Annotated in this window: 14 protein-coding genes and 1 pseudogene; 6 read left to right on the top strand and 9 right to left on the bottom strand. The window is 66.6% G+C overall.

Annotated elements, in window-relative coordinates; translation table 11 throughout:
• Positions 1-23: 23 nt before the first annotated feature.
• Positions 24-743 carry a GntR family transcriptional regulator gene (locus tag CSW62_RS09895; protein ID WP_099577323.1) on the bottom strand — a complete coding sequence of 240 codons (720 nt, stop codon included), beginning with the start codon at positions 741-743 and terminating at the stop codon, positions 24-26.
• A gap of 184 nt (positions 744-927) precedes the next feature.
• Between CSW62_RS09895 and CSW62_RS09890 the strand changes: the two genes are divergently transcribed.
• Both CSW62_RS09890 and CSW62_RS09885 read left to right on the top strand, forming a co-directional pair.
• Positions 928-3,051 (top strand): phosphocholine-specific phospholipase C, encoded by a 2,124-nt coding sequence (locus tag CSW62_RS09890; protein ID WP_099577321.1) that lies wholly within the window; start codon positions 928-930, stop codon positions 3,049-3,051.
• Positions 3,052-3,073: 22 nt separating this feature from the next.
• Complete coding sequence (locus tag CSW62_RS09885) at positions 3,074-3,649, top strand: HD domain-containing protein (protein WP_099577319.1); 576 nt, start codon at positions 3,074-3,076, stop codon at positions 3,647-3,649.
• On the opposite strand, the gene CSW62_RS09880 is transcribed toward CSW62_RS09885, so the two are convergent.
• The 6 genes and pseudogenes from CSW62_RS09880 to cobO all read right to left on the bottom strand — a co-directional run bounded on the left by CSW62_RS09880 (position 3,646) and on the right by cobO (position 11,602).
• On the bottom strand, positions 3,646-4,584 hold the full coding sequence (locus tag CSW62_RS09880; protein ID WP_099577317.1) for an aspartyl/asparaginyl beta-hydroxylase domain-containing protein: 939 nt from the start codon (positions 4,582-4,584) through the stop codon (positions 3,646-3,648). The two genes, CSW62_RS09885 and CSW62_RS09880, sit on opposite strands and share 4 nt — an antisense overlap.
• A gap of 3 nt (positions 4,585-4,587) precedes the next feature.
• A complete protein-coding gene (locus tag CSW62_RS09875; protein ID WP_099577315.1) occupies positions 4,588-6,489 on the bottom strand; it encodes a sulfotransferase in 1,902 nt (633 codons plus the stop codon).
• Complete coding sequence (locus CSW62_RS09870; protein WP_099577313.1) at positions 6,486-7,106, bottom strand: aspartyl/asparaginyl beta-hydroxylase domain-containing protein; 621 nt, start codon at positions 7,104-7,106, stop codon at positions 6,486-6,488. Before CSW62_RS09870 ends, CSW62_RS09875 begins: the two co-directional genes overlap by 4 nt.
• Entirely contained in the window at positions 7,103-7,741 is a 639-nt protein-coding gene (locus tag CSW62_RS09865) for a sulfotransferase family 2 domain-containing protein (protein ID WP_099582233.1), read from the bottom strand. Before CSW62_RS09865 ends, CSW62_RS09870 begins: the two co-directional genes overlap by 4 nt.
• Before the next feature lie 79 nt (positions 7,742-7,820).
• Positions 7,821-10,620: pseudogene (locus CSW62_RS09860) on the bottom strand (TonB-dependent receptor).
• A gap of 370 nt (positions 10,621-10,990) precedes the next feature.
• The gene (gene cobO, locus CSW62_RS09855) at positions 10,991-11,602 is read right to left on the bottom strand and encodes a cob(I)yrinic acid a,c-diamide adenosyltransferase (RefSeq protein ID WP_099577311.1); all 612 of its coding nucleotides are present in this window, start codon (positions 11,600-11,602) and stop codon (positions 10,991-10,993) included.
• A gap of 172 nt (positions 11,603-11,774) precedes the next feature.
• Between cobO and kdgD the strand changes: the two genes are divergently transcribed.
• The 3 genes from kdgD (at position 11,775) to CSW62_RS09840 (ending at position 15,393) form a co-directional block, all read left to right on the top strand.
• The gene (kdgD, locus tag CSW62_RS09850; protein WP_199170561.1) at positions 11,775-12,719 is read left to right on the top strand and encodes a 5-dehydro-4-deoxyglucarate dehydratase; all 945 of its coding nucleotides are present in this window, start codon (positions 11,775-11,777) and stop codon (positions 12,717-12,719) included.
• Positions 12,720-12,860: 141 nt separating this feature from the next.
• The gene (locus CSW62_RS09845; RefSeq protein ID WP_099577307.1) at positions 12,861-13,769 is read left to right on the top strand and encodes a LysR substrate-binding domain-containing protein; all 909 of its coding nucleotides are present in this window, start codon (positions 12,861-12,863) and stop codon (positions 13,767-13,769) included.
• A 58-nt stretch (positions 13,770-13,827) separates the two neighbouring features.
• Positions 13,828-15,393, top strand: a complete 1,566-nt coding sequence (locus tag CSW62_RS09840; RefSeq protein WP_099577305.1) for a carboxylesterase/lipase family protein — start codon at positions 13,828-13,830, stop codon at positions 15,391-15,393.
• 22 nt (positions 15,394-15,415) lie between these two features.
• Here CSW62_RS09840 and CSW62_RS09835 read toward each other — a convergent pair whose 3' ends face one another.
• Both CSW62_RS09835 and CSW62_RS09830 read right to left on the bottom strand, forming a co-directional pair.
• The gene (locus CSW62_RS09835) at positions 15,416-17,260 is read right to left on the bottom strand and encodes a hypothetical protein (RefSeq protein WP_099577303.1); all 1,845 of its coding nucleotides are present in this window, start codon (positions 17,258-17,260) and stop codon (positions 15,416-15,418) included.
• 2 nt (positions 17,261-17,262) lie between these two features.
• Positions 17,263-18,579: an MFS transporter gene (locus CSW62_RS09830; protein ID WP_099577301.1), complete on the bottom strand. Its 1,317-nt coding sequence runs from the start codon at positions 18,577-18,579 to the stop codon at positions 17,263-17,265.
• A 369-nt stretch (positions 18,580-18,948) separates the two neighbouring features.
• On the opposite strand from CSW62_RS09830, the gene CSW62_RS09825 reads away from it, so the two are divergent.
• Positions 18,949-21,741: a TonB-dependent receptor gene (locus CSW62_RS09825; RefSeq protein WP_099577299.1), complete on the top strand. Its 2,793-nt coding sequence runs from the start codon at positions 18,949-18,951 to the stop codon at positions 21,739-21,741.
• Positions 21,742-21,856 lie beyond the last annotated feature (115 nt).

The raw sequence follows: 21,856 nt of genomic DNA, 5'->3' as shown, positions 1-21,856 counted from the left end.
ACCTCGGTGACGGCCGCGCACGGTTAACGAACGCGGATGTCGACGCTGATCTTCACGGCGTCATGACGCCAGTGCTCGCGGTCGAACTCGACCACCCGGCCTTGCGCGTCATAGCAGACCCGAACCAGATTCAGACCCGGCAGGCCGGACTTGACCCTCAGGGCCTCGGCCTCTTCTCCAGTCAGGGCGCAGGGGCGCATATCGACCTTGTTGCGCGCGACGCCAATGCCATAGACCGACTTTAGCACGCTGGTCAGCGACCCGTTCAGGTCGTGCTCGATCAGGCCCGGCGTCAGAGACGCGTCGACGATGATGCTCTCGAACAGCACCGCTCGACCATCCACCGAACGCCGACGGCGGATCCAGTACATGGGCGCCCCGACCGGGCGCGAGAAGATCTCGGCCAGCACGCCGTCGCAGGCGATCTCGATCTTGCTGAGGGTCTCGGTCGAGGGCTGACGCCCCTGAGCCTCGACATACGACATGAAGCCTTCCCAGCGAGTCGGGTCGTACACCACCGGCGGCGGCGAAACGTACCAGCCGCTACGCTCCTTGCGGTAGACGACCCCCTCGGCCTCTAGCTGGAACAGGGCTTCGCGGACGGTTCCGCGGGCGACGCCGCCGCCAATCTGCATCTGGCGCTCGGACGGCAGGCGTTCGCCCGGCTTGAACTCGCCGCCAGCGATGCGCGCGGCGATCTCGTCGCGCACGCCGATATACTGAAGGCTTTCGGGCTGCTGCATCGGGCGACCTGGCCAGCGGTCGAATCCCGCCAAGCGACGAGGATGGGAGGGCGCTCCCCCAGGGTCAAGGAACTGGATTGGACCAGACGCAAGCACACCCGCCACTCGTCACGGTGTCATGAAAGTTTCGCCGAAGCCCTCGACTATCTGGTCTATACCAAAGCTGAATTTCGGAGATGGGCCGATGCCGACCGACCGCCGCTCTTTCCTGCGCGCCGCCGCCACGGCCAGCGCGGCTGTCGGCCTGCTGCCGGCCACGGTGGCCAAGGCCATGGCCATTCCTGCGCGCTATCGCACCGGCACGATCATGGACGTCGAGCACGTCGTGATCTTCATGCAGGAAAACCGCTCGTTCGATCACTATTTCGGAGCGCTGAACGGCGTGCGCGGCCTGGGCGATCCGCGCCCGCAGCGCCTGCCGGGCGGGGCCTCGGTCTGGCGCCAGCCGAGCAAGGAGCACCCCGACGGCTTCGTCGCGCCGTTCCACGGCGACGCCTCGGCCACCAACGCCTACACCGTCGACGGCTCGGACCAGGGCCACCAGGCGGCGATCACCATCGTCAACGGCGGCCGCTACGACCAGTGGGGCCACTCGGGCGAACTGCACAAGCGGATGGTCTACTACAAGGCCTCGGACCTGCCGTTCTACCACGCCCTGGCCAGCGCCTTCACGGTCTGCGACGCCTATCACTGCTCGACCCTGACCCAGACCTATCCGAACCGCCTGCACCTTTGGACAGGCTGCAACGGCGGCGGCAAGGTCGGCGGCGATCCGGAGATGAGCAACTACGGCGAGGACGAGACGCCCAGCGCCGACATGGCCGAAGACAAGGTCATGGCCAACGGGCCGCACGACTGGACGACCTACGCCGAGCGCCTCCAGGCGGCCGGCGTCAGCTGGAAGGTCTATCAAGAGTACGACAATTTCGGCGACAACATCCTGTCGGTATTCAAGCCCTTCCGACCCTGCGCCAAGGACTCCGAACTCTATGCGCGCGGCCGTTCCTGGGTCAGCGAAGACAAGTCCGGCGCCGATCGCAAGCGCTCGGACGGCCAGCAACTGGTCGAGGCCTTCCGCGCTGACGTCGCCGCCGACCGCCTGCCGCAGGTCTCTTGGATCGTCACCGCCGCCGACCTGTCCGAACACCCTCAGGCTGAGCCGTCGAAAGGCGAGCACGTCTGCGCCGAACTGATCAAGGCCCTGGTCGACAACCCCGAGGTGTTCGCCAAGACGGTCTTCATCGTCAACTACGACGAGGCCGGCGGCTTCTACGACCACATGCAGCCGCCGATGCCGCCGCTGACGTCCGAGCAAGGCTGGAGTTCGGTGTCGGTCGCCGGCGAGGCCAAGACCTATGGACCTGACGCCGAGGGTGCCAACAAGGGCGCCTATCCCCTGGGCCTGGGCATCCGCGTGCCGGCTATCATCGTCTCGCCCTGGAGCCGTGGCGGCTTCGTCTGCTCGGAGGTGTTCGACCACACCTCGACGCTCAAGTTCCTGGAGAGACGCTTTGGGGTGCGCGAGGACAATATCAGCGACTGGCGCCGCGCGGTCTGCGGCGACCTGACCTCGGCCTTCGACTTCGCCACGCCGAACCAGGACTGGACGGCGCTGACCCTGCCCGCCACCGCCGACTACATGCAGCGCGTGGCCCGCTCCAAGGCTGCGGCGAGCCTGAAAATCCCCGTCAAGCAGAGCCCCTCGGTGCAGGACGGCCCGCAGCGCGGCGCGCGTCCCCTGCCCTACGTCCTGTCGGCCGATGCACGCGTCGCGGATGGCGCGCTGTGGATCGACCTGATCAACGCCGGCCGGGCCGGGGCGGTATTCCAGGTGTTCGACAACACCGACCGCGACGGGCCCTGGCGCTTCACCCTGGCGGCGGGTCAGAAACACGCCGCGGGTCACTGGAACAAGGCGGGCCGAGCGCCGGGGCCCTACGACCTGACGGTCCACGGTCCGAACGGCTTCTACCGCCGCTTCACGGGCGATACGTCCAAGCCCCAGCCGATCGTCACGGTCGCCGCCGACGCCCGCGCGCGCCTGGTCGTCAGTCTGCACGGCGCCGGCCAGGCGACTCTCCGCATGGCGGAGGAGTATCCGCTGGCCGAGGGCGAAGCCCGCGAGACCCTGACGCTGAAGCCCAAGGAAATCCTCCGCTCGGTCTGGGACCTGCGCGGCAGCGCCCATTGGTACGACCTGACCCTGACCCTGGCCGACGATTCCAGCTTCACCCAACGTCTGGCCGGGCACCTGGAAACCGGCCGCGCAAGCCGCACCGATCCTGGCATCGGCCGGATGCGACTCTAAGCCTTCAGTACACGGATATTCGATGACTTCTCGTCCCGCGGCCGACGCTTACGTGGCCGAACTGACCGACCTTTTCACGCGCCTGGGCGGCCTGCACTACGGCGAGGGCGTCAGCCAGATGGAGCACGCGGTACAGACCGCGCACCACGCCAAGCTGGACGGCGCGCCGCCGGAACTGGTCGCCGCCGCTTTGCTGCACGACGTCGGCCACATGATGCAGAAGCTCGGCGAGAACGCCGCCGACCTGGGCATCGACACCCGCCACGAACACATCAGCGCCGGCTATCTGGCCCGCGCCTTCGGCCCCGGCGTCACTGAGCCGATCCGCCTGCACGTGGCGGCCAAGCGCTATCGGGTCACGGTGGATCCGGCTTACCATCAGCGCCTCAGCCCCGCTTCGCTGCAGAGCCTGGCCTTGCAAGGCGGACCGATGTCGCCTGCCGAGATCGAGGACTTCCTGGCCGATCCGGCTGCCCAGACCGCTCTGCGGCTGCGCGGCTACGATGAGGCCGGCAAGTCCCCGGACGCCGAGGTGGCGGGCTTCGAAACCTATCACGACCTTCTCCGCGACCTGATCGATCGCGAAGGTCGGCTCTAGTCCGCAACGAGGTGCTGCAGCACGCGTTTCTCCAGCACCAGCAGCGCGCTGGCGTCGTTGGTGCGCATGACCAGCCCCTCGGCGAGCGGCTCGGCGGCCTTGCGGACGGCGACGGCGAGGCGTTGGAAGTCGGGTCGTCCCCGCCCGCTGACGCCGTGCAACGCGCACAGCTGACGCCAGTCGAACACGAAGCTCTCCAGCAGCTTGCCAAAGCGCGCGATGCGGACCCCGGCCTCGGCGGTGTCGACGGCCGCCGCCAGCTCAGCGCGCAGGTCGTCGATCAGCCATTGCACCTCGGCGGCGGGCATCACCGGTGAGCGTTGGTCGTCCTCGGTGAGAAGATCCGGAGACGCGCCCGGCTCCCAGGTCACCGTCCTCCACTCGGCGCGCGGCGGCGTCGGTCCGCAGGCGAGCCGCCAGAACGCCGCCGTGCCGGTGGTGTCGGCGACCAGGTGGATGCGGTCGGCGTCGGCGTTGTTCTCGACGTGGTGGCGCCGCCAGTTGTCGAAGATCCAGGCCTCGCCGGCGGCCATGTGCACGGCCTCTCCGTCGCAATGGAACCGCACCGCCGGCTGGGTGAAGACCGGGACGTGCAGGCGCACCCGCGTGTGCCAATGGTAGTTGATGTCGGCGTGCTCGGGCACGCCCGCGCCGGGCGCCAGCCGCATTAGCCGTGAGCGGCTCCAGACGACACCGAATCCCGCCAGCACCTGCAGCAGATAGGGCATGCTCTCCAGCCAGCGCGTCGGCAGCATCTGGCCGTGGACGGCGTCCGTCTCGGCCCCGCCAACGCTGATCAACCGAGCGGCGCTGTTGCCGGGCAGGCGATCCGGGTGAGGGACCCAGGCCTCGCTCGGCAAAGCCGCGACCTCGGCCTGAAGGCGGGCCACGTCGAAGAGCACGGGAAGCTGGAAGAAGGGGCGCGAGAGCCGCATCGGTCAGTCCTTGTAGCCGGTCAAGGCGTCGCCCAGCGCATCGCGTAGTGGCGCAAGCCACGGCGCGTAGTTCCGCCATTGGGTCAGCCCCTCCCGGCCAAGGGGCTGGCGCACCTGCTCGGAACTGGGCGTGCGCACGCTGCGGTGCGTTTCGTGGAAAGTCAGGCAGGCCGGCTCGAAGGGCAGCCCCGCATGGCGCAGCATCCGCCGCACGCCGCCTTCGAGATCGTCGACCACGTCCTCGTACGAGACCCTCAGCACCCGTCCCGGCAGCACCTTGTCCCAGTGCCGCATGACCTCAAGATAGGTCCGGTAATAGCGGGCGACATCGTCGACCCCGTAGGTGAATTCCTGGTTGGTCGTGCCGAACAGCTGCTTGAGGTTGGAAAAGCCACAGGCCATCGGTTCGCGCCGGACGTCGAGGATCGTCGCGCGCGGCAGGATCAGGTGGATCAGACCGATGTGCCAGAAGTTGTTCGGCATCTTGTCGATGAAGAACGTCCGGCCCAGCCGTCGATATGTGCGGGTCTCGGCCAGGAAACGCTCGCCCAGCGCCCTCGCCTCTTCCGCTGTCAGGTTCAGCAGCGCCTCGGGCTCTAGCGGTAGGCCGCAGTCCGGATCGCGACCGCAGAGTTCGCCCGAATAGCGGCCGATCTCGGTCAGCTCCTGCGTGCCCTCGACCTGGGAATGGGAGGCTAGGATCTGTTCGATCAGGGTCGATCCCGAACGCGGCAGGCCCAGGACGAAGATCGGGGCCGGATCGTCCGCGCCCCAGCCGGCGCGTTCGGCGAAGACCTCGGCGGTGAAGACCTGCTTCAGCCGAGCCGCGTAAGCCTCCGCCACCTCCGGCCGCCAGCGACCGAGGCCGCGGCGCACCGCATTTCCGCGAGCGTAGGCGCGCCAGGATGCGTCGTACTCGCCACGATCCTCCAGCGCCTTGCCCATCGCGAAGCCGAGATAGACGCGGTCCATGTCCTGAAGGTCGTTCCGGGCCTCCAGGGCGTCCATCCGCGCCACCTCGTCGTCGGTGAAGCGATAGGTCTTGAGGTTGGCGAGACTGAACCAGGCCACGCCGTTGTCGGGCCGCGCCGCCAGCGAGGCCTGGTAGTCGGCGATGGCCTCTGCTGACCGGCCGGTGATCTTCAGGGCGTTGGCGCGCCACAGGCGCAGGTCGGCGACTTCCGGACCCGTCGGGGGCAGACCGTCCAGCAGCCGCGCATAGAGATCGATCACCGGCTCGTGGTCGCCCAGGGCGACGCAGGCCGCGCCGTACTGCTTGAGATAGTCGCGGTTGTCTGGATCGTCTCGCAGCAGGCGCTCGGCCTCCTGCCGCGCTTGGGCCGGCTTCTGCCGCTGCAAAAGCACCATCCCGTAGTCGAAGCGGGCGGCGTGGTAGTCCGGCGCGCGCTCGACCACCGGCTCCAGCAGCGCCTCGGCCTCGGCGAGATCGCCGCGCTCCTGGCGGATCCGCGCGAGCAGGCGCAGCGCGCCGACATTGAGATGATCCTGGCGCAGATAGTCGCGCAGGACCGCCTCCGCCGGCTCCAGGTCGCCATCGGCCAGCAGGCTGCTGGCCATCACCACCGCCGGCGGCAGCTGCTTGAGGATCGCCAGATGCTGGCCCGCCACGGCCGCCTGAGCGGTGTCGCCCTGCATCCGATAGAGCTGCTCCAGCATGTCCCAACTGGCCGGCAGGCTCGGGTTCAGGCGCACGGCCTCCTGCAGCGCCGCGATCGCCGCCGGCCCCGCGCGCAGCAGGATATGGCAGTGACCTCGCTCCTGGTGGAGACGGCTGAACCGGGGGTCCAGCGCCTCCAGCCGCGCCAGCGCGGCCAGGGCGTCCGGGACGCGCCGGCTAGCGCGCAGGTCCTGGGCTTCGCGCAGCAAGGCGTCGCGGTCCGTCACCGCGCCCCGCTCGCCGCCAGGAACGGCGCCAGCCAGTCAGGATCCGGCTGGTCGGCGGCATAGTATTCGAAGATCAGGTGGATGCGGTCGGTGTCGCCGTCGTTGCGCACCCAGTGTGGGCCGAGATTGTCGACCTCCACCGCCTCGCCCACGGGGAAATGGCGTTCTTCGCCGGCGAAGAATGACACCACGCCGGGATTGGTCGTCAGCGGCACATGGATCTTGTGCGGCCACTTCGCGGCGGGATTGGCGTCGATATGCGGGTGGATCACCCCGCCCGGCGGCATGCGGGCCAGCATCACCCGCGGAAACACGCCTCGCCCATAGCCGTAGTCTTTCACCGCCTGGGCGAGCACAGGCTCCAGCAGATCGCGCCATGGAGCCCAGGCCGGACGATCGTGCGATCCGCGCCAGTCGCGCGGGCTGTCGATGAAGCGGAAGACGATGTGGCGGGTCGCGCCCAGCGCCTCGAACCGGTTCGGCTTGCCGGCGTTCTCCGCCGCCCAGACGTCCTCGGGGATCGCCAGCACGGCGTCTCGCAGCGCGACGATGTCGACCGGTCCGAGCTGGCGAACCGTCGTCGTCTTGCGCGGATTGGCGGCCGGCATGGCGCTCATCGCATGCCTTCGAAGGTATAGCCGAACAGCTCCAGATCCTGGGCGTAGCGCGCGGCGACGCCGTCGATCAGGGCCTGATCGTAGTATTGGCGATAATCGCCGTGCTGGCTGCCGTTGACGTGCTCAAGCGGCTGGGAGGGAATGCCGATGCGGGCGCAGATGGCGTCGTAGGAGGCCTGCATATCCTCGACCCGGCCGATCGCGTCGGTCAGCAGGGTCGCGCCGTCGTCGCCGACCAGCAGCGAGGCCTGCGGCTTGAACAGGATGTGCTGCTCCGGCGGCTGGGCGAACAGAAAGTGGCGCATCACATCGCGCGGACGCTGCTGGAAGACATCGCCGCCGCGCAGCATGAAGGCGCAGTAGGACACGAAGCGGTCGAACGGGTTGCGGACGAAGGCGAACTTGAAATAGCCGCCGAAGGCGTCCTCGCCCAGATGCGGCCTGACCTGCTCCAGCGACAGATGGCCATGCTGGATCTCGGCTAGGTCCTGCCAGGGGAAGCGCTTGTTGAGGAACAGGCCGACCTGTTCGACATCCTCGTCGCCGAGCTGTTCGCGCAGGGCGCGCCGCACCGAGTGGGTGCCGGTCTTGGGCACCGCAGCGAAGATGAAGCGATGGCGATGGGAGACAATCACGTTCGGACCCACGCAAAGGGGGCGCCCCTCCCCACCGGGAAGGCGGGTCGGGGCGCGGTATTGACCAAGTATAGTCGTCTTAGAACTTGTAGCGAAGACCGACCATATAGGTCGCGCCGCTCTGGGTCTGGTTATAGAGATACTCGTTCTGACCCCAGAACTGGGTGTCCTTCTGGTTCGTCAGGTTGATCGCGTTCAGCGTGAGCTGCAGCGCGCTCGATACGTTCAGGAAGGCCGAGGCGTCCACATAGGTGGATCCCTCGAACCCGCGCGTGCTGGCGCTCATCAGGCTGTCGCTGTGGCCGGTGAACCACTTGTTGCGATGGCTCAAGGAGCTGCGCAGGCCCCAGCGCTCGGTTTCGTAGTAGAGCGTGGCGTTATAGCTGGTGTTGGAGATGCCGGTGAGCGCCTCGTCGGCGTCCACATAGGTGTAGTTGACCACCGCGCCCAGCTTGTCGAACGGCGCCGGCAGGAACGAGAACTGGCCCTGCGCGGCCAGTTCGACGCCGGTCAGCTGCTTCGTACCGGCGATATTGATCGGCATCTCGAACTCTTTGACGATCGAAGTCGCCGTCGCGCCCGGGATCGTGCTGTAGGGCACGCCCGTCTGGCTGAAGGGCACGTTCTCGAGCGTTTGCGTGCCGATGAAGTTCTTCAGGCTCTTGTGGAACACGCTCGCCGAGAGCAACCCGTCCTGGCCGAAGTAGTATTCCGCCGCCAGGTCCAGCGTGCTGTCCTTGTAGGGTTTCAGGTTCGGGTTACCGCGCGAGGCCGTGATGTCGCCGCTGTCGGACTGGAACGCGCTGCCCTTGGCCGCCATCGAGCCCAGACCCGGACGGTTGAGGTTTTGCGTGGCGGAGAAGCGCACCATCACCTGCGGCGTGAGCTCCAGAACCGAGTTCATGGCCGGCAGCACGCCGTCATAGCTGCCCTTCACGTCCGTCGTGCCCAGATAGGCGTAGCTGTCGCCCTGGATCCAGCCGGTGCCGTGGGTGTCGTCTGATAGCCGCGCAGGCCGACATTGCCGCGGAAGCGCTTGCCGAAAAGCTCGCTGTCCCAGTCCGCCTGCACATACTCGGACACGGTCGCTTCCGAGGTTTCGTAGACGTTCTCGATGTCCTGCAGCGCGCCGCCCGTGCCGTCCTTGTTAGGACCGAAGCGGTGGTACTCGTTGTACTTGGCGAAGGTCTTGTCGTAGTCGCCGACCAGCCACGAGCCGAAGGCGTTGGTGAACACCGAGGTCACGCCCGCGACCGACTGGCCGCGCATCTTGGACCGGGTTCCGTTGACGTTGTCGTCATAGAACAGGTCCCGGCCGCCTTGCGTGAACTTGTGGTAGGCCAAGCCAGCGCGCAGGGTCCACGTGTCGTTCAGCTCATACTTGGCGTTCAGTACGCCTTCCTTCAGTTCCGACTGGTTGTTGAAGCCGCGATAGTAGAAGGAATCCAGCGCGTAGTTGGCCGCGTTGGTGGCGTCGAAGTTCGGATAGGAGAACGTCGCCGATTGGCCGTAAGCGCCGTAGTTGGCGATCATGTTGCCCTTGGCGCGCATATAGAGCTTGTCGTCATAGGGGGTCTTGTAGGTCGACTTCTCGTAGCCGACGTGACCATCGATCGAGAAGCGATCGGACAGGTCCCACTTGCCGGTCAGCGCGACCTGGTTGAAGCGGTTTTCGTTCAGCGACCGACGATGCTCGCTGCCGAAGGTCGTGCCCGTGACATCGGTCATGGTGACGTAGTTGCTGCTGTCCCACGCCAGGTTGTTGAGCACCGAGCCCTTCTGGAACTGCGACGGCCACACGCCGCCGGCCGGGGTGTCGAACGCGAACGACTTCGTGCCCGAGCCCAGCGGACGCGTAGCCAGGTGATACTCGTCGCGGTGGGTGGTGAACTCGCCGTGCAGGACGTCCAGCGTCAGCAGCAGATTGTCCACGGGCTTCCACTGCAGGGCGCCGGTCAGGCCCAGACGCTCGGCCTTGGAGTTCCAGGACGAGATGCGGTTGCCGTCGGCGATATAGAGGTCGCCGGACAGGAACTTGGCCTGCTGGGCGGCGCTCAGGTGCGAGATGTCCAGGCCGTTGGTGACCAGCTTGCGCATGTCTGCGGCGCTGAGCTTGTCGTAGTTATAGGTGTTGTGGCCCTGCTCGGTGGTCTCGCGCTTGCTGTAGGCGACCGAAACCGCCACGCCGAACTTGTTGTCCAGTTGTAGCTGAACAGGCCGGCGACGCGCGGCTGGGTGTCCTTGGTATACTGGTTGGTGCCAGCCTTGACCGAGATCGCGCCCTTGGCGCCGGGGGCGTAGTCGAACGGCTTGCCGGTGAACAGCCCGACCGTGCCGGCCATGCCGCCTTCGTTCTGGGCCGCCTCAAAGGTCTTCTCGACTTCCACCTTGGAGAACAGCTCCGAGGCGAAGATATTGAAGTCGAAGGCGCGGTCGCGCGAGCGCTGGCCGCGGCTGTCCTGCGCCGAGTCGACATTGCCCAGCACTTCCATGCCGTTCAGCTGCACGCGCGCGAAATCGGGACCCAGGCCCCGCAGCGAGATGCGGCGACCTTCGCCGGCCTCGCGGCTGATCTGCACGCCCGGCAGGCGCTGCAGCGACTCGGCCAGGTTCAGCTCCGAAAACTTCGCCATGTCCTCGGCGACGATGGCGTCCTTCTGGATGACCGAGTCTCGCTTGATGGCGCGCGCGTCGCTCAGCGATTTACGGAAGCCGGTGACGACAACCGCGTCGACCGTGTCCGCGGCGGCCGGCTCACTGGCGGTCTGTTGCGCGAAAGCGGCCGATGAATGGGCGCCGACGGCCAGCGCCGCAACGGTCGCCAGCAAAAGGCTCTTCAGGTTCGGGCCTGCGGCTCGAACGGGATATCGAATCGACATGAGTGGTTCCCCTGCCCCAACTGGTATGGACCAGAGCGCTTTAAACAGCTGTGGCGACATCAGCGTGACAGTGGCCGGCTTCGGCGCGGGAATTTGCTCGGAGGGAGCGCTTATCCGGATGACGACGTTCGCGGATACGACACCAGGGGTTGGGTGTCTGCGTCTGGATCGATCGGCTGACCTTGTAGGCCGGCTAAGAGGCGGCGGACCCGAAAGACCGTCCGGGCCGCACCAATCCTCGCAATTTGGACTATACCAAAAAAAGCCGATCGCTCAGCGCGATGGCAAACGCCAAGGCGCGAGGCCGAGCAACATGCAAAGCATCGCGTCGGCAATCAGGCACAGTGAGCGGCCGCTCGACCGACCAGAGTCAGAACTCGATACCCGCCTGGGCCTTCACGCCCGATCGGAACGGATGCTTGACCTGCGTCATCTCGGTGACGAGATCGGCCACGTCGATCAGCGCCTGGGGCGCGTTGCGGCCGGTGACAATGACGTGCTTGCCCTCGGGACGGTTGACGATCGCCTCGACCACCTCCTCGACCGGCAGATAGTCGTAGCGCAGGACGATGTTCAGTTCGTCGGCCACCACCATGTCGATCTCGGGATCGGCGATGCGCGCCTTGACCGCTTCCCACGCCTCGCGCGCCACAGCGATATCGCGGGCGCGATCCTGGGTGTCCCAGGTAAAGCCTTCCCCCATGGGCTTGAATTCCACATGGTCGGGGAAGGCGTCGAACACGACCTTCTCGCCCGTTTGCAGAGCGCCCTTCACGAACTGGATCACCGACACCCGCTGGCCGTGGCCGATGGCGCGGCAGACCATGCCCAGGGCCGCGGTGGTCTTACCCTTGCCCGGACCGGTATTGACGATCAGCAGCCCCTTCTCGATCTGCCGCTCGGCCATCATCTTGGCGCGAGCGACCTGGACCTTGGCCATCTTGGCGTTGTGCCTGGCGTTGAGGTCGGCTTCGTCGGTCATAGCGTAGGCTCCTGAGCAAGTTGGGACCGCCTGGCGCGGATCAAGCCAATTCCCGCATCGGTCCATAGCACCTTTGGCTTAGACCGCGACGGCGGCCCTCTCTACCGTGACGATCAAGAAGCGGCCCCGCGCGAATGATCCGCGCCAAGGGCCGCCGCTCGGAGAGGACTTCATGAGCCGAATGTCGCCGACGGAAATGGCCCGCCAGCTCGGCGGCGGCCTGCTGTCGTTCCCCGTCACCCACTTCGATGAGCAACACCAGTTCGTGGAAGCCCCCTACCGCGAGCACTGCGGCTGGATGTTGGAGCGGGACCTCGCCGGCCTGTTCGCCGCCGGCGGCACGGGCGAATTCTTCTCGCTGCGTCCCTCGGAAGTCGGCCAGGTGGTCCGCGCCGCCGTCGCCGAGACCAATGGCAGGATACCGGTGATCGCCGGCTGCGGCTATGGCACGGCCATCGCCACCGACCTGGCCGCCGACGCGGAAGCCGCCGGCGCCGACGGCGTTCTGCTGCTGCCGCCATACCTGACCAACGCCACGCAGGAGGGCCTTGCCGCCCACATCGAGGCGGTCTGCAAGGCCACCAAGCTGGGCGTCATCGTCTACAATCGCGACAACGCTATCCTCAACGAGGACACGCTGGAAAAGCTCTGTGAACGCAATCCGAACCTGGTGGGCTTCAAGGACGGCGTCGGCGACCTGGAACTGATGATGCGGGTCTATGCTCGCATGGGCGACCGCCTGACCTATATCGGCGGCCTGCCGACGGCCGAGACCTTCGCCCTGCCCTATCTGGAGATGGGCGTGACGACCTATTCGTCGGCCATCTTCAACTTCATGCCGGAATGGGCGCTGGCGTTCTACAAGTCGGTCCGCGCCCGCGACCGCGAGGCGGTCATGGCCGGCCTGCGCGACTTCGTGCTGCCCTACATCACCCTGCGCAACAGAGGCAAAGGCTATGCGGTCTCGATCGTCAAGGCCGGCATGAAGGCCATCGGCCGCGACGCCGGTCCGGTCCGCCTTCCGTTGACCGAGCTGACGGCTGCCGAATATGCCGAACTCCAGGGCCTGATCGGCCTCGCGCATGGCGGTGACCAACGCCGCGCCGCGAACGGCTAAGGGACTTAAGGTCGATGCGCGTCACGCATCGACCCGTCCGCCCTCACGATGAACGCCCTGCCCGGCAAGAAGACATTGGCGATCGGTCCAAACGAGCGTCTAGCTTCACGCCTTCAAGGTGTCGTCGATGGGCGTTTTCCGATGTTCGAACTGAGCCAGCTGCGCTGCTTCGTGGCCACCGCCGAGGAGCTGCATTTCGGTCGCGCGGCGCAGCGGCTGAACATGACCCAGCCGCCGCTCAGCCGGCAGGTGCAGTTGCTGGAGCGGATCCTGGGCGTCACCCTGCTGGATCGCACCAGCCGATCGGTGCGCCTGACGCCCGCCGGCCGCGCCTTCCTGCTGGAAGCCCGCCGCATCCTGCGCCTGGCCGAGAGCGCGGCCTTGGCCACCCGCCGCATCGCCAGCGGCGACGCCGGCCAGATCGCCATCGGCTTCACGGCCGCCTCTGGCTACAATTTCCTGCCTCAGCTGGTGATCCTGTCCAAGGCCCGCCTGCCCAACGCCGACCTGACGCTGCGCGAGATGGTGACCCGCGAGCAGGTCGAGGCCTTGCTGACCGGCCGCATCGACATCGGCCTGGTCCGCCCGCCGATGGAGCGGGTCGAGTTCGCCACCGCCCGCGTGCTGTCCGAGCCGCTGGTCGCCGCCCTGCCCACCGGCGACGCGCGCCTGGCCAAGGCTTCGCTGACCCTGGCGGACTTCGATGGCCAGCCCCTGATCATGTATTCGCCCGAGGGCGCGGGCTACTTCTACAACATGCTGACGACGCTGTTCGACGCCAATGGCGTGTCACCGAACTACATCCAGCACGTCACCCAGATCCACTCGATGTTGGCCCTCGTTCACGCCGGCCTGGGCGCGGCGATCGTGCCCGAGGCGGCCATGAGCCTGCATTTCGACGACGTGCAGTTCCGGCCCGTGGAGACCACGCCGGACCGCCCGGTCGAGCTCTACATGGCCTGGCGCAAGGACAACGAGAGCCCGATCCTGCAGACCTTCATCGACCTTTGCCTGGCCGAGGCCCCGCCGTCGGAGTCCGGCGCGCGCTGACGCGTCCCTCTCCCGGTGGGCTTGGGGCCCAACGACAAGAGACCTGGGAGAGACGTTCATGACCCTCGATCGCCGCGCCGTGCTGGCCGGAACCCTGGCGGTCGCCGCCGCGCCACGGGTCAACGCGGCCGGCCGCGCGGCGCCCGTGGCGACCATCACCGCCGGCCGGGTGCGTGGGGCTGAGGTCGATGGGATCAAGATCTTCAAGGGAGTCCGCTACGGCGCCGACACCGCGTCACGACGCTTCCAGCCCGCCCATGTCGCCCAGCCCTGGAAGGGGATCGCCGACGCCCTCGCCTACGGACCGGCCAGCCCGCAGTTGAAGGCCGATGAGCCGACCAGCGAGGACTGCCTGTTCCTGAACGTCTGGACACCCGGCGTCGCCGACGGGAAGAAGCGGCCGGTGATGGTCTACGTGCACGGCGGCGCGCACGCGAATGGCTCCGGGTCCAGCCCGCTCTATGACGGGACCTGGCTGGCCAAGACATACGACGTGGTGGTGGTGACGGTGAACCACCGCCTGAACTGCTTCGGCTACGCCTATCTGGCGAGGCTGGGCGGGGCTGAACTGGCCGACAGCGGCAATGTCGGCAACCTCGACCTGATCCTGGCGCTGGAATGGGTGCGCGACAATATCGGCGCGTTCGGCGGCGATCCTGGCAACGTCATGGCGTTCGGCCAGTCGGGCGGCGGCGGCAAGCTGGTGACGCTGATGGCCATGCCGCGCGCGTCGGGCCTCTACCACAAGGTCGCGACCATGAGCGGCCAGCACGTCACGGCCATGGGTCCGCTGCACGCCACGATCCGCGCCAAGGCCTTCATGGAGAAGCTGGGCCTCAAGCCCGACCAGGTCGAGGCGCTCAAGACACTGCCCGCCGCCCAGCTGGTCGAGGCCCTGAAGATGCGCGATCCCCTGGAGCGCAAGGGCGGGATCATCTTCTGGTCGGTGCTGGACAACGGCGCCCTGGCGCGCCACCCGTTCTATCCGGACGCCCCGCGCGAAAGCGGCCACATTCCGATGATCATCGGCAACACCCATGATGAGACGAAGGCCTTCCTGGGCGGCGATCCCAAGAACTTCGCCCTGACCTGGGAGGAACTGCCGGGCCGGCTGGAGAACGAACTCGTTTTAGACATGTCGCCCGAATACCTGGTGGCGAAGTACCGCGCGCTCTATCCGAACTACAGCCCCTCGGACTGCTTCTTCGCCATCACCACGGCGGGGCGATCATGGCCTGGTCACCTGATCCAGGCCGAACGACGCGCACAGATCGGCGCGCCGGCCTGGATGTACCAGCTGGACTTCGGCGCCCAGACCGACCCGAAGATGGGCGCCTATCACAGCTACGACATCGCCCTGGTGTTCGGCACGCTGGACGCCAAGGGCTCGATGACCGGGACGGGGCCGGCAGCCCGAAAGGTTCGCGATCAGATGAGCGCGGCGTTCGTGTCGCTGGCGCGCACGGGTGACCCGAATTGCGCGGCGGTCCCGGCCTGGGAGCCTTACACCCTGCCGAAGCGACCGACGCTGGTGATCAACGAGACGTCGACGATGGCCGATGATCCGCGTAAGGAAGAACGCGAGATCTTCTCGGTCGCCCCGTTCCTGAAGGAAGGGACGTAACGCCCCTCACACGTCGCGGACCTCAGCCCCGATCCCACGGGAAGGTCAGGGTCGGGGCGTTCGCATAGCGCTTCATTTTCAAGGTCAGCCGCGCGCCGGCGCCGGGGGCCAGGCGCAGCGTGAAGGCGGACGCGTTGAGCTCCGTCGCCGCCTCTTCGCCGATCGCCGCGCTGAGGATCTGATGCTCGGCATAGGCGCCGCCCTGGACCGTCACGGTGCGGGTGATGACCTGGTTGGTGTTGACCAAGGTGACCACCGTCTCGTCCTCGCCGAGCTTCTCGACCAGGGCCGCGACGTCCGGCGGGATGCCGGCGCGGCGGCGCTCGGGATCGAACCAGCGCAGGCGCGTGTAGTGCAGCGCTCCGCCCTGGGCCGGCGAGGTGCCCGACCATGGCGGCCGGGCGATCTGGATGCCGCCCTCCATGAGGTGGATCAGGGCGGTGACGCTGGCTGGGTTGATGTCCAGGGCCGCGTCGGCCAGGCGGGTGTCGGGGGTCGTCTTGTCATCACGCTGGGCCTGGGCGCGAGCGCGGACGCGTTCGAGGTCGCTACGCAGGACCTTGGCCGGGAAGCCGGGGTCCTTGCCGTCCAGATAGGTCAGCCACGGATGCTCGGCGGCGCGAGCGCGGTCGCTAGCCTTCTGCGACATGTACCAGATCTCGAGCCCGTTCAGCCGGTAGTCGCCGGGCGCATAGCCGTACCAACCATTTGGGCCATACATGCGCGGGGTCTGGACCTTGCCGTCGATGGTCTTCTTCTGGGCGTTGATCACGTCGTTCTGACGACGCCAGACGTCGAGATACTTGTCGTCGCCGGTCAGCAGATAGGCGTTGAGGAAACCGACCACGGCGCGCGGCACGCGGTTGCGGTCCTCGCGCTTGCCGGTCTGCGGCACCAGCGGGCTGAAGCCCCAGCCATAGGTTCCGCTCCACCACTGGCCCTTGGGGCCGCCGATCTTGCCGTCCAGGCCCACCTTGCTGGGCAGCACGTCGCCATTGTCCTTGGCCCGGTCGATCCAGGCGTCGACATAGGACACGATCCAGTCGCGGTACTTCGGCTCGTGGTCCAGCATGTAGGCATTGAGGACCAGGCTGGTGGCCTGCAGGTTCAACGGCGCGTCGCCGACCACGTCGCCATATTCGTCGTAGTGATGCAGCGTCTCTTCGTAGGTGCTCTCGCCGTGCTCCATGAAGAAGTTGGTCGGGTCGAACCGGTCTCCGGCCCAGTCCAGCGGCGTGGCCGGGCGCAACATAGGACCCTTGCTGCCGGTGATCATGCTGCGGATGATCTTCAGCTTGGGGTCGTAGTTCGCGACCGCCTTGTCCTCGCCGGTATAGAAGCCCGAGAAGCGCTTCACCCGCTCGCGATACTTGGCGTCGTAGGGATCCGACAGGCCAAGCAGGTTGAACACCGACAGCCCCTCGGACAGGTGCTGCCAGTCGGTCATGACCGGGAACTCGCGGTAGTACATGCCCTCGCGGGCGAACGGCACGTACTTGGTCTTGGCGGCCGTGTACTGGGCGACATTGCCATCTAAGGCCTTCTTGGCCATGGCCAGCAGGCTGTCTCCGGCGCCCAGCGCGTGCAGGGTCGGCCAGTCATTGACGTTCTCGATGGCGTCGTCGGGACCGTCATTGGCGCCCCAGCGCTCGACCGCCAGCAGCCAGCCGCGGTCGTCAAAATAGCGCTTGAAGAAGGCCGCGCAGGCGTCCTCGTTGGCCTTCAGCAGCTCGCGCTGCAGCAGCGCCCATTCGGGCGGCGCCATGGGCGTTGAGACGGTCACCAGCGGCGCGGCTTTCGCTGGCTTGGCCAGGGCGGCGAAAACAAGGGCCGAGGCGCCGGCCAGGATGGAGCGGCGGGTAGTCATGCTCAGACGGCCTTCAGGTCCAGACGCTGGATTTTCCCGACGATCACAAAATAGGCCAGGATGCAGATCAGGCAGTGGACTCCGACAAAGATCAGCGCCCCGTCGAAAGAGCCGGTCGCCTTGACGATGTAGCCGATGACGATCGGGGTCACGATACCGGCGACATTGCCGAAGGTGTTGAAGATGCCGCCGGTGACGCCGGCCATCTCCTTGGGCGAGGTGTCGGCCACCACCGCCCAGCCCAGCGAGGCCACACCCTTGCCGAAGAAGGCCGCGGCCATGATCACGATGACCAGCCACTCCTGCTCGACGTAGTTGCAGAGGATGATGCAGGTGGCCAGCACCATGCCCAGCAACAGCGGTGTCTTGCGGGCGATGTCCAGATTGCCGGTCTTCTTCAGCAGGCCGTCCGAGATCATGCCGCCCAGGATGCCGCCGGCGAAGCCGCACAGGGCCGGAAGGGCGGCGGTAAAGCCGGCCTGCAGGATCGACAGGCCGCGCTCCTTGACCAGGTAGATCGGAAACCAAGTGACGAAGAAGTAGGTCAGCACATTGATGCAGTATTGGCCGAGATAGACGCCCAGCAGCATGCGGTTGGTCAGCACCTGCCTGACGTTTGGCCAGGTGAAGGCCGCGCCATTGGCCGCGTTCTTCTCTTCCATCCGCACCAGCCCGCCGCCAGCCTCGATATAGTCGACCTCGGCCTTGTTGACGGCCGGATGCGCCAGCGGGCTGTGGATCAGCTTGGCGAAGACGGCGGCGGCTGCGATGCCCACCGCGCCCATCACCCAGAACACCGAGCGCCAGCCGAAGCTGTGGGCCAGCCAGCCCATCAGCGGCGCGAAGGCGACCAGCGAGAAGTATTGCGCCGAGTTGAAGATCGCCGAGGCTGTGCCGCGCTCGGAACTCGGGAACCAGGCCGCGACGATGCGGGCGTTGGCCGGGAACGACGGCGACTCCCCGAGGCCAACGGCGAAGCGCATGGCGAACAGCACCGTGGCCGCCATCAGGCCCGTGAAAAAGCCCGCGAAGCCCTGTAGCGCCGTGAACAGCGACCAGACCAACAGCGAGATGACGTAGATCGTCTTGGAGCCGAACTTGTCCAGCAGCGCCCCGCCCGGGATCTGGCCCAGGACATAGGCCCAGGCGAAAGCCGACAGGATGTAGCCCATCGCCACCGGGTCCAGGCCCAGCTCCTTCGACGCCGACTGGCCGGCGATCGAGAAGGTCGCGCGGTCGGCATAGTTGATGGTGGTGATGATGAAGAGCACCGTGATGATCAGCCAACGCACGCGCGTCCGCTTGGCGGCTTCGGTCATCCTTCGTCCCCTTCCCTCATGAAACCGATCTGACGTCGGTGTGGGCAGAGGAACGCTAGAGGCGCTCGTCAGCCAGGTCTAAGTCAATTCGCCTATGGACCAATCCAAGGCGGACATGGATCGAACCGCTTTCGGCATCAAACCCGCTCCGTACACGAATATCGCGCTGGCTGGTCTCTACAGCGCCCCGTGCAGTCGATTGCATCGAATGATGACAGCCTCGATCCGTGCCGAACGCGCATAGGTTCATACCTGATTGGGATTGGCCCTGGACGAAAATCCACACCTATCTTCACGGCAACGAAGAAGGCGGCCAGATCGTCTTCGGTACGAAAGAGACCCGCGAAACGCGGGCACTGGGAGGGAACCATGTCGACCACTCACACGACTGTCCTGCGCGCCGCCCTGGCGCTGAGCGCCTCGGCCCTGGCGATGGCTATGGCCAGCGCGGCGACCGCTCAGGAGGCCGTGCCGGCCCAGCCGGCGTCCGACGAGGTCGAGGCCGTGGTCGTCACCGGCTTCCGCGCCAGCCTGCAGAGCGCCATCAACATCAAGCGCAGCTCGAGCGGCGTCGTCGACGCCATCAAGGCCGAGGACATCGCCCAGTTCCCCGACCTGAACCTGGCGGAGTCGCTGCAACGCATCCCGGGCGTCTCGATCTCGCGCATCAATGGCGAAGGCCGCCAGATCACGGTCCGCGGCCTCGGCTCGGAATACACCCGTGTCCGGATCAACGGCATGGAGGCCATCTCCACCACCGGCGGCACGGCCAACAGCGGCGGCACCAACCGCGGCCGCGGCTTCGACTTCAACGTCTTCGCCTCGGATCTCTTCAACAGCATCGCGGTGCGCAAGACCGCCTCGGCGGATGTCGAGGAAGGCTCCCTGGGCGCCACGGTCGACCTGAACACCTCGCGCGCCTTCGACAGCCGCAAGCCCCAGCTCGTGCTGTCGGTCGGCGGCAGCTATAACGACCTGTCCGAGAAGACCACGCCGCGCCTCTCCGCCCTGGCCAGCCGCACGTTCTTCGACGGCAAGCTGGGCGTCCTGATCTCGGCAGCCTACGAAGAGCGCCACCTGAAGGAAGAGGGCGCCAACATCACCCGCTGGGCCGTCGGCGGCAGCAACGGCGGGTTCAACGCGGCCTCGACCGTGCCGGGCTACACGCTTGCCCAGATCAACAACACCAACACGACCACGGGCATCTTCGCCCCACGCATCCCGGCCTATGTCAGCTACGACATCCAGAACAAGCGCACGGGCCTGGCCGGCTCGCTGCAGTTCAAGCCGGACGCCAACACCGAGATCACGCTGGATACGCTGTACGCCTATCTGAAGGGCGTGCGGAAGGAAGCCCAACTGCAGGCCATCGGCCTGTCGCGCGCCACCACCGGCAAACCGGAAACGGTCATCCGCGACGGCGTCGTCCAGGGCAGCGACCTGGTCTATGCCCGCATGGACAATGTCGATCTGCGCACCCAGTCGGCCTATGACGAGCTGAACACCGAGTTCAAGCAGTTCACCCTGTCGGCCAAGCACAACTTCGGTGACCGCCTGGTCGTCGGCGCCCTGGCCGGCTATGCGGATTCGACCTTCACCCAGCCGGTCTCGACGATCGTCACCTTCGACCGCGCCAACAGCCAGAACTACAGCTACGACTTCCGCAAGGGGCGCGCGCCGGAGATCCTGCTGGGCTTCGACGCGACCAACCCGGCCAACTGGTCGGCGACCAACGGCACGTCGGAAGTCCGCCTGCGCCCGACCTTCGTCGAGAACCAGTTTTCGACCGCCAAGGTCTATGGCGAATGGGAAGCCAACGAGAACCTGAAGCTCAAGGCCGGCGTCGACTGGCGCAAATTCGAGTACGACAGCTATGGCCTGTACCGCACCACCGAAACCGTCAGCCAGACCCTCACCCCGGACCAGTTGGCCTCGGTGTCGAAGGTGTTCAGCGGCTTCGGCAAGGGGCTGGACATGCCGTCCGGCAACGCCACCGCCTGGCTGGTCCCCGACATCGACAAGTACGCCGCCCTGCTGAACATCTACAGCAACACCGGCATCTACGCCCTGACCGGCACCAACAACACATCGGCCCGGGGCCAGTACGGCGCGGTCGAGGAGCAGGACACCGGCGCCTACGTCCAGGCCGAGTTCCGCTTCCAGGCGCTTGGCCTGCCCTTCCGCGGCGACGCCGGCGTGCGCCGCGTCCACACCGAGCAGGAGTCGGCCGGCTATGCCGCCGTCGGCGGCGTGATCCAGCGCGTGGACGTCAAGCGCGACTACGACCTGACCCTGCCGTCGTTCAATCTGGCGGCCGACGTCACCGACACCTTCGTGGCCCGCTTCAGCGCCGCCAAGACGATCGCCCGTCCGGGCATCGGCTCGCTGTCGCCCGGCGGGGACGTCGCCGTGCAGGGCGCCAACCGCAGCTTCAGTTCCGGCAACCCCTACCTGAACCCGACCCAGTCCAAGAACCTGGATGTGTCGCTGGAATGGTATCCGTCGTCGGGCACGATGTTCGCCGCGGGCTTCTTCTACAAGAAGATCAACACCTTCGTAGCCACCCAGAGCGAACTGCGCGCCTATAACACCCTGGGCCTGCCGGACTCGCTAATCGCCGGCACCACCGCCACCCCGGACATGCTGTTCCAGGTCTCCAAGCCGATCAACACCAAGGGCGGCGACCTGAAGGGCTTCGAGCTGAACGTCCAGCAACCCTTCACCTTCCTGCCAGGGTGGCTGAGCCACTTCGGCGTGATCGCCAACTACACCTATGTCGCCTCCAAGATCGAATATCCGACCTCGTCGACGGCGGGCGCGCCGGTGGTGATCAATGACCTGATCGGCCTGTCGAAGAACGCCGCCAACGCGACGCTCTACTACGAGACCGACAAGTGGAGTGTCCGTGGCTCGCTGGCCTATCGCGGCGGCTATCTGACCCAGGTCCCGGGCAGCGACGGCAACACCGTCCACGGCACCAACGAGACCCTGAACGTCGACATGCAGGCCAGCTGGAACATCCGCGAGAACCTGAAGCTCTCGGTCGAGGGCGTGAACCTGACCGACGAGTTCAACGACCAGTACGTCGGCGATAGCAACCGTCTGAACGTCTACACCCACAGCGGCCGCCAGTTCATCGTCGGCCTCCGCTACAACTTCTAGGGCTGGGATTTCTAGGCGTCCTTCCTCTTCCACCGCCTAGCATTAGGGCGCCGCTCCTGCCTCCCAGGAGCGGCGTTTTGCTTTTGCCAACGAGCCTGACCAGGACTATCCGGCG

Source organism: Caulobacter sp. FWC2 (assembly GCF_002742625.1).
Taxonomy (GTDB): Bacteria; Pseudomonadota; Alphaproteobacteria; order Caulobacterales; family Caulobacteraceae; genus Caulobacter.
This window is presented reverse-complemented; position numbering and strand designations above follow the sequence as displayed.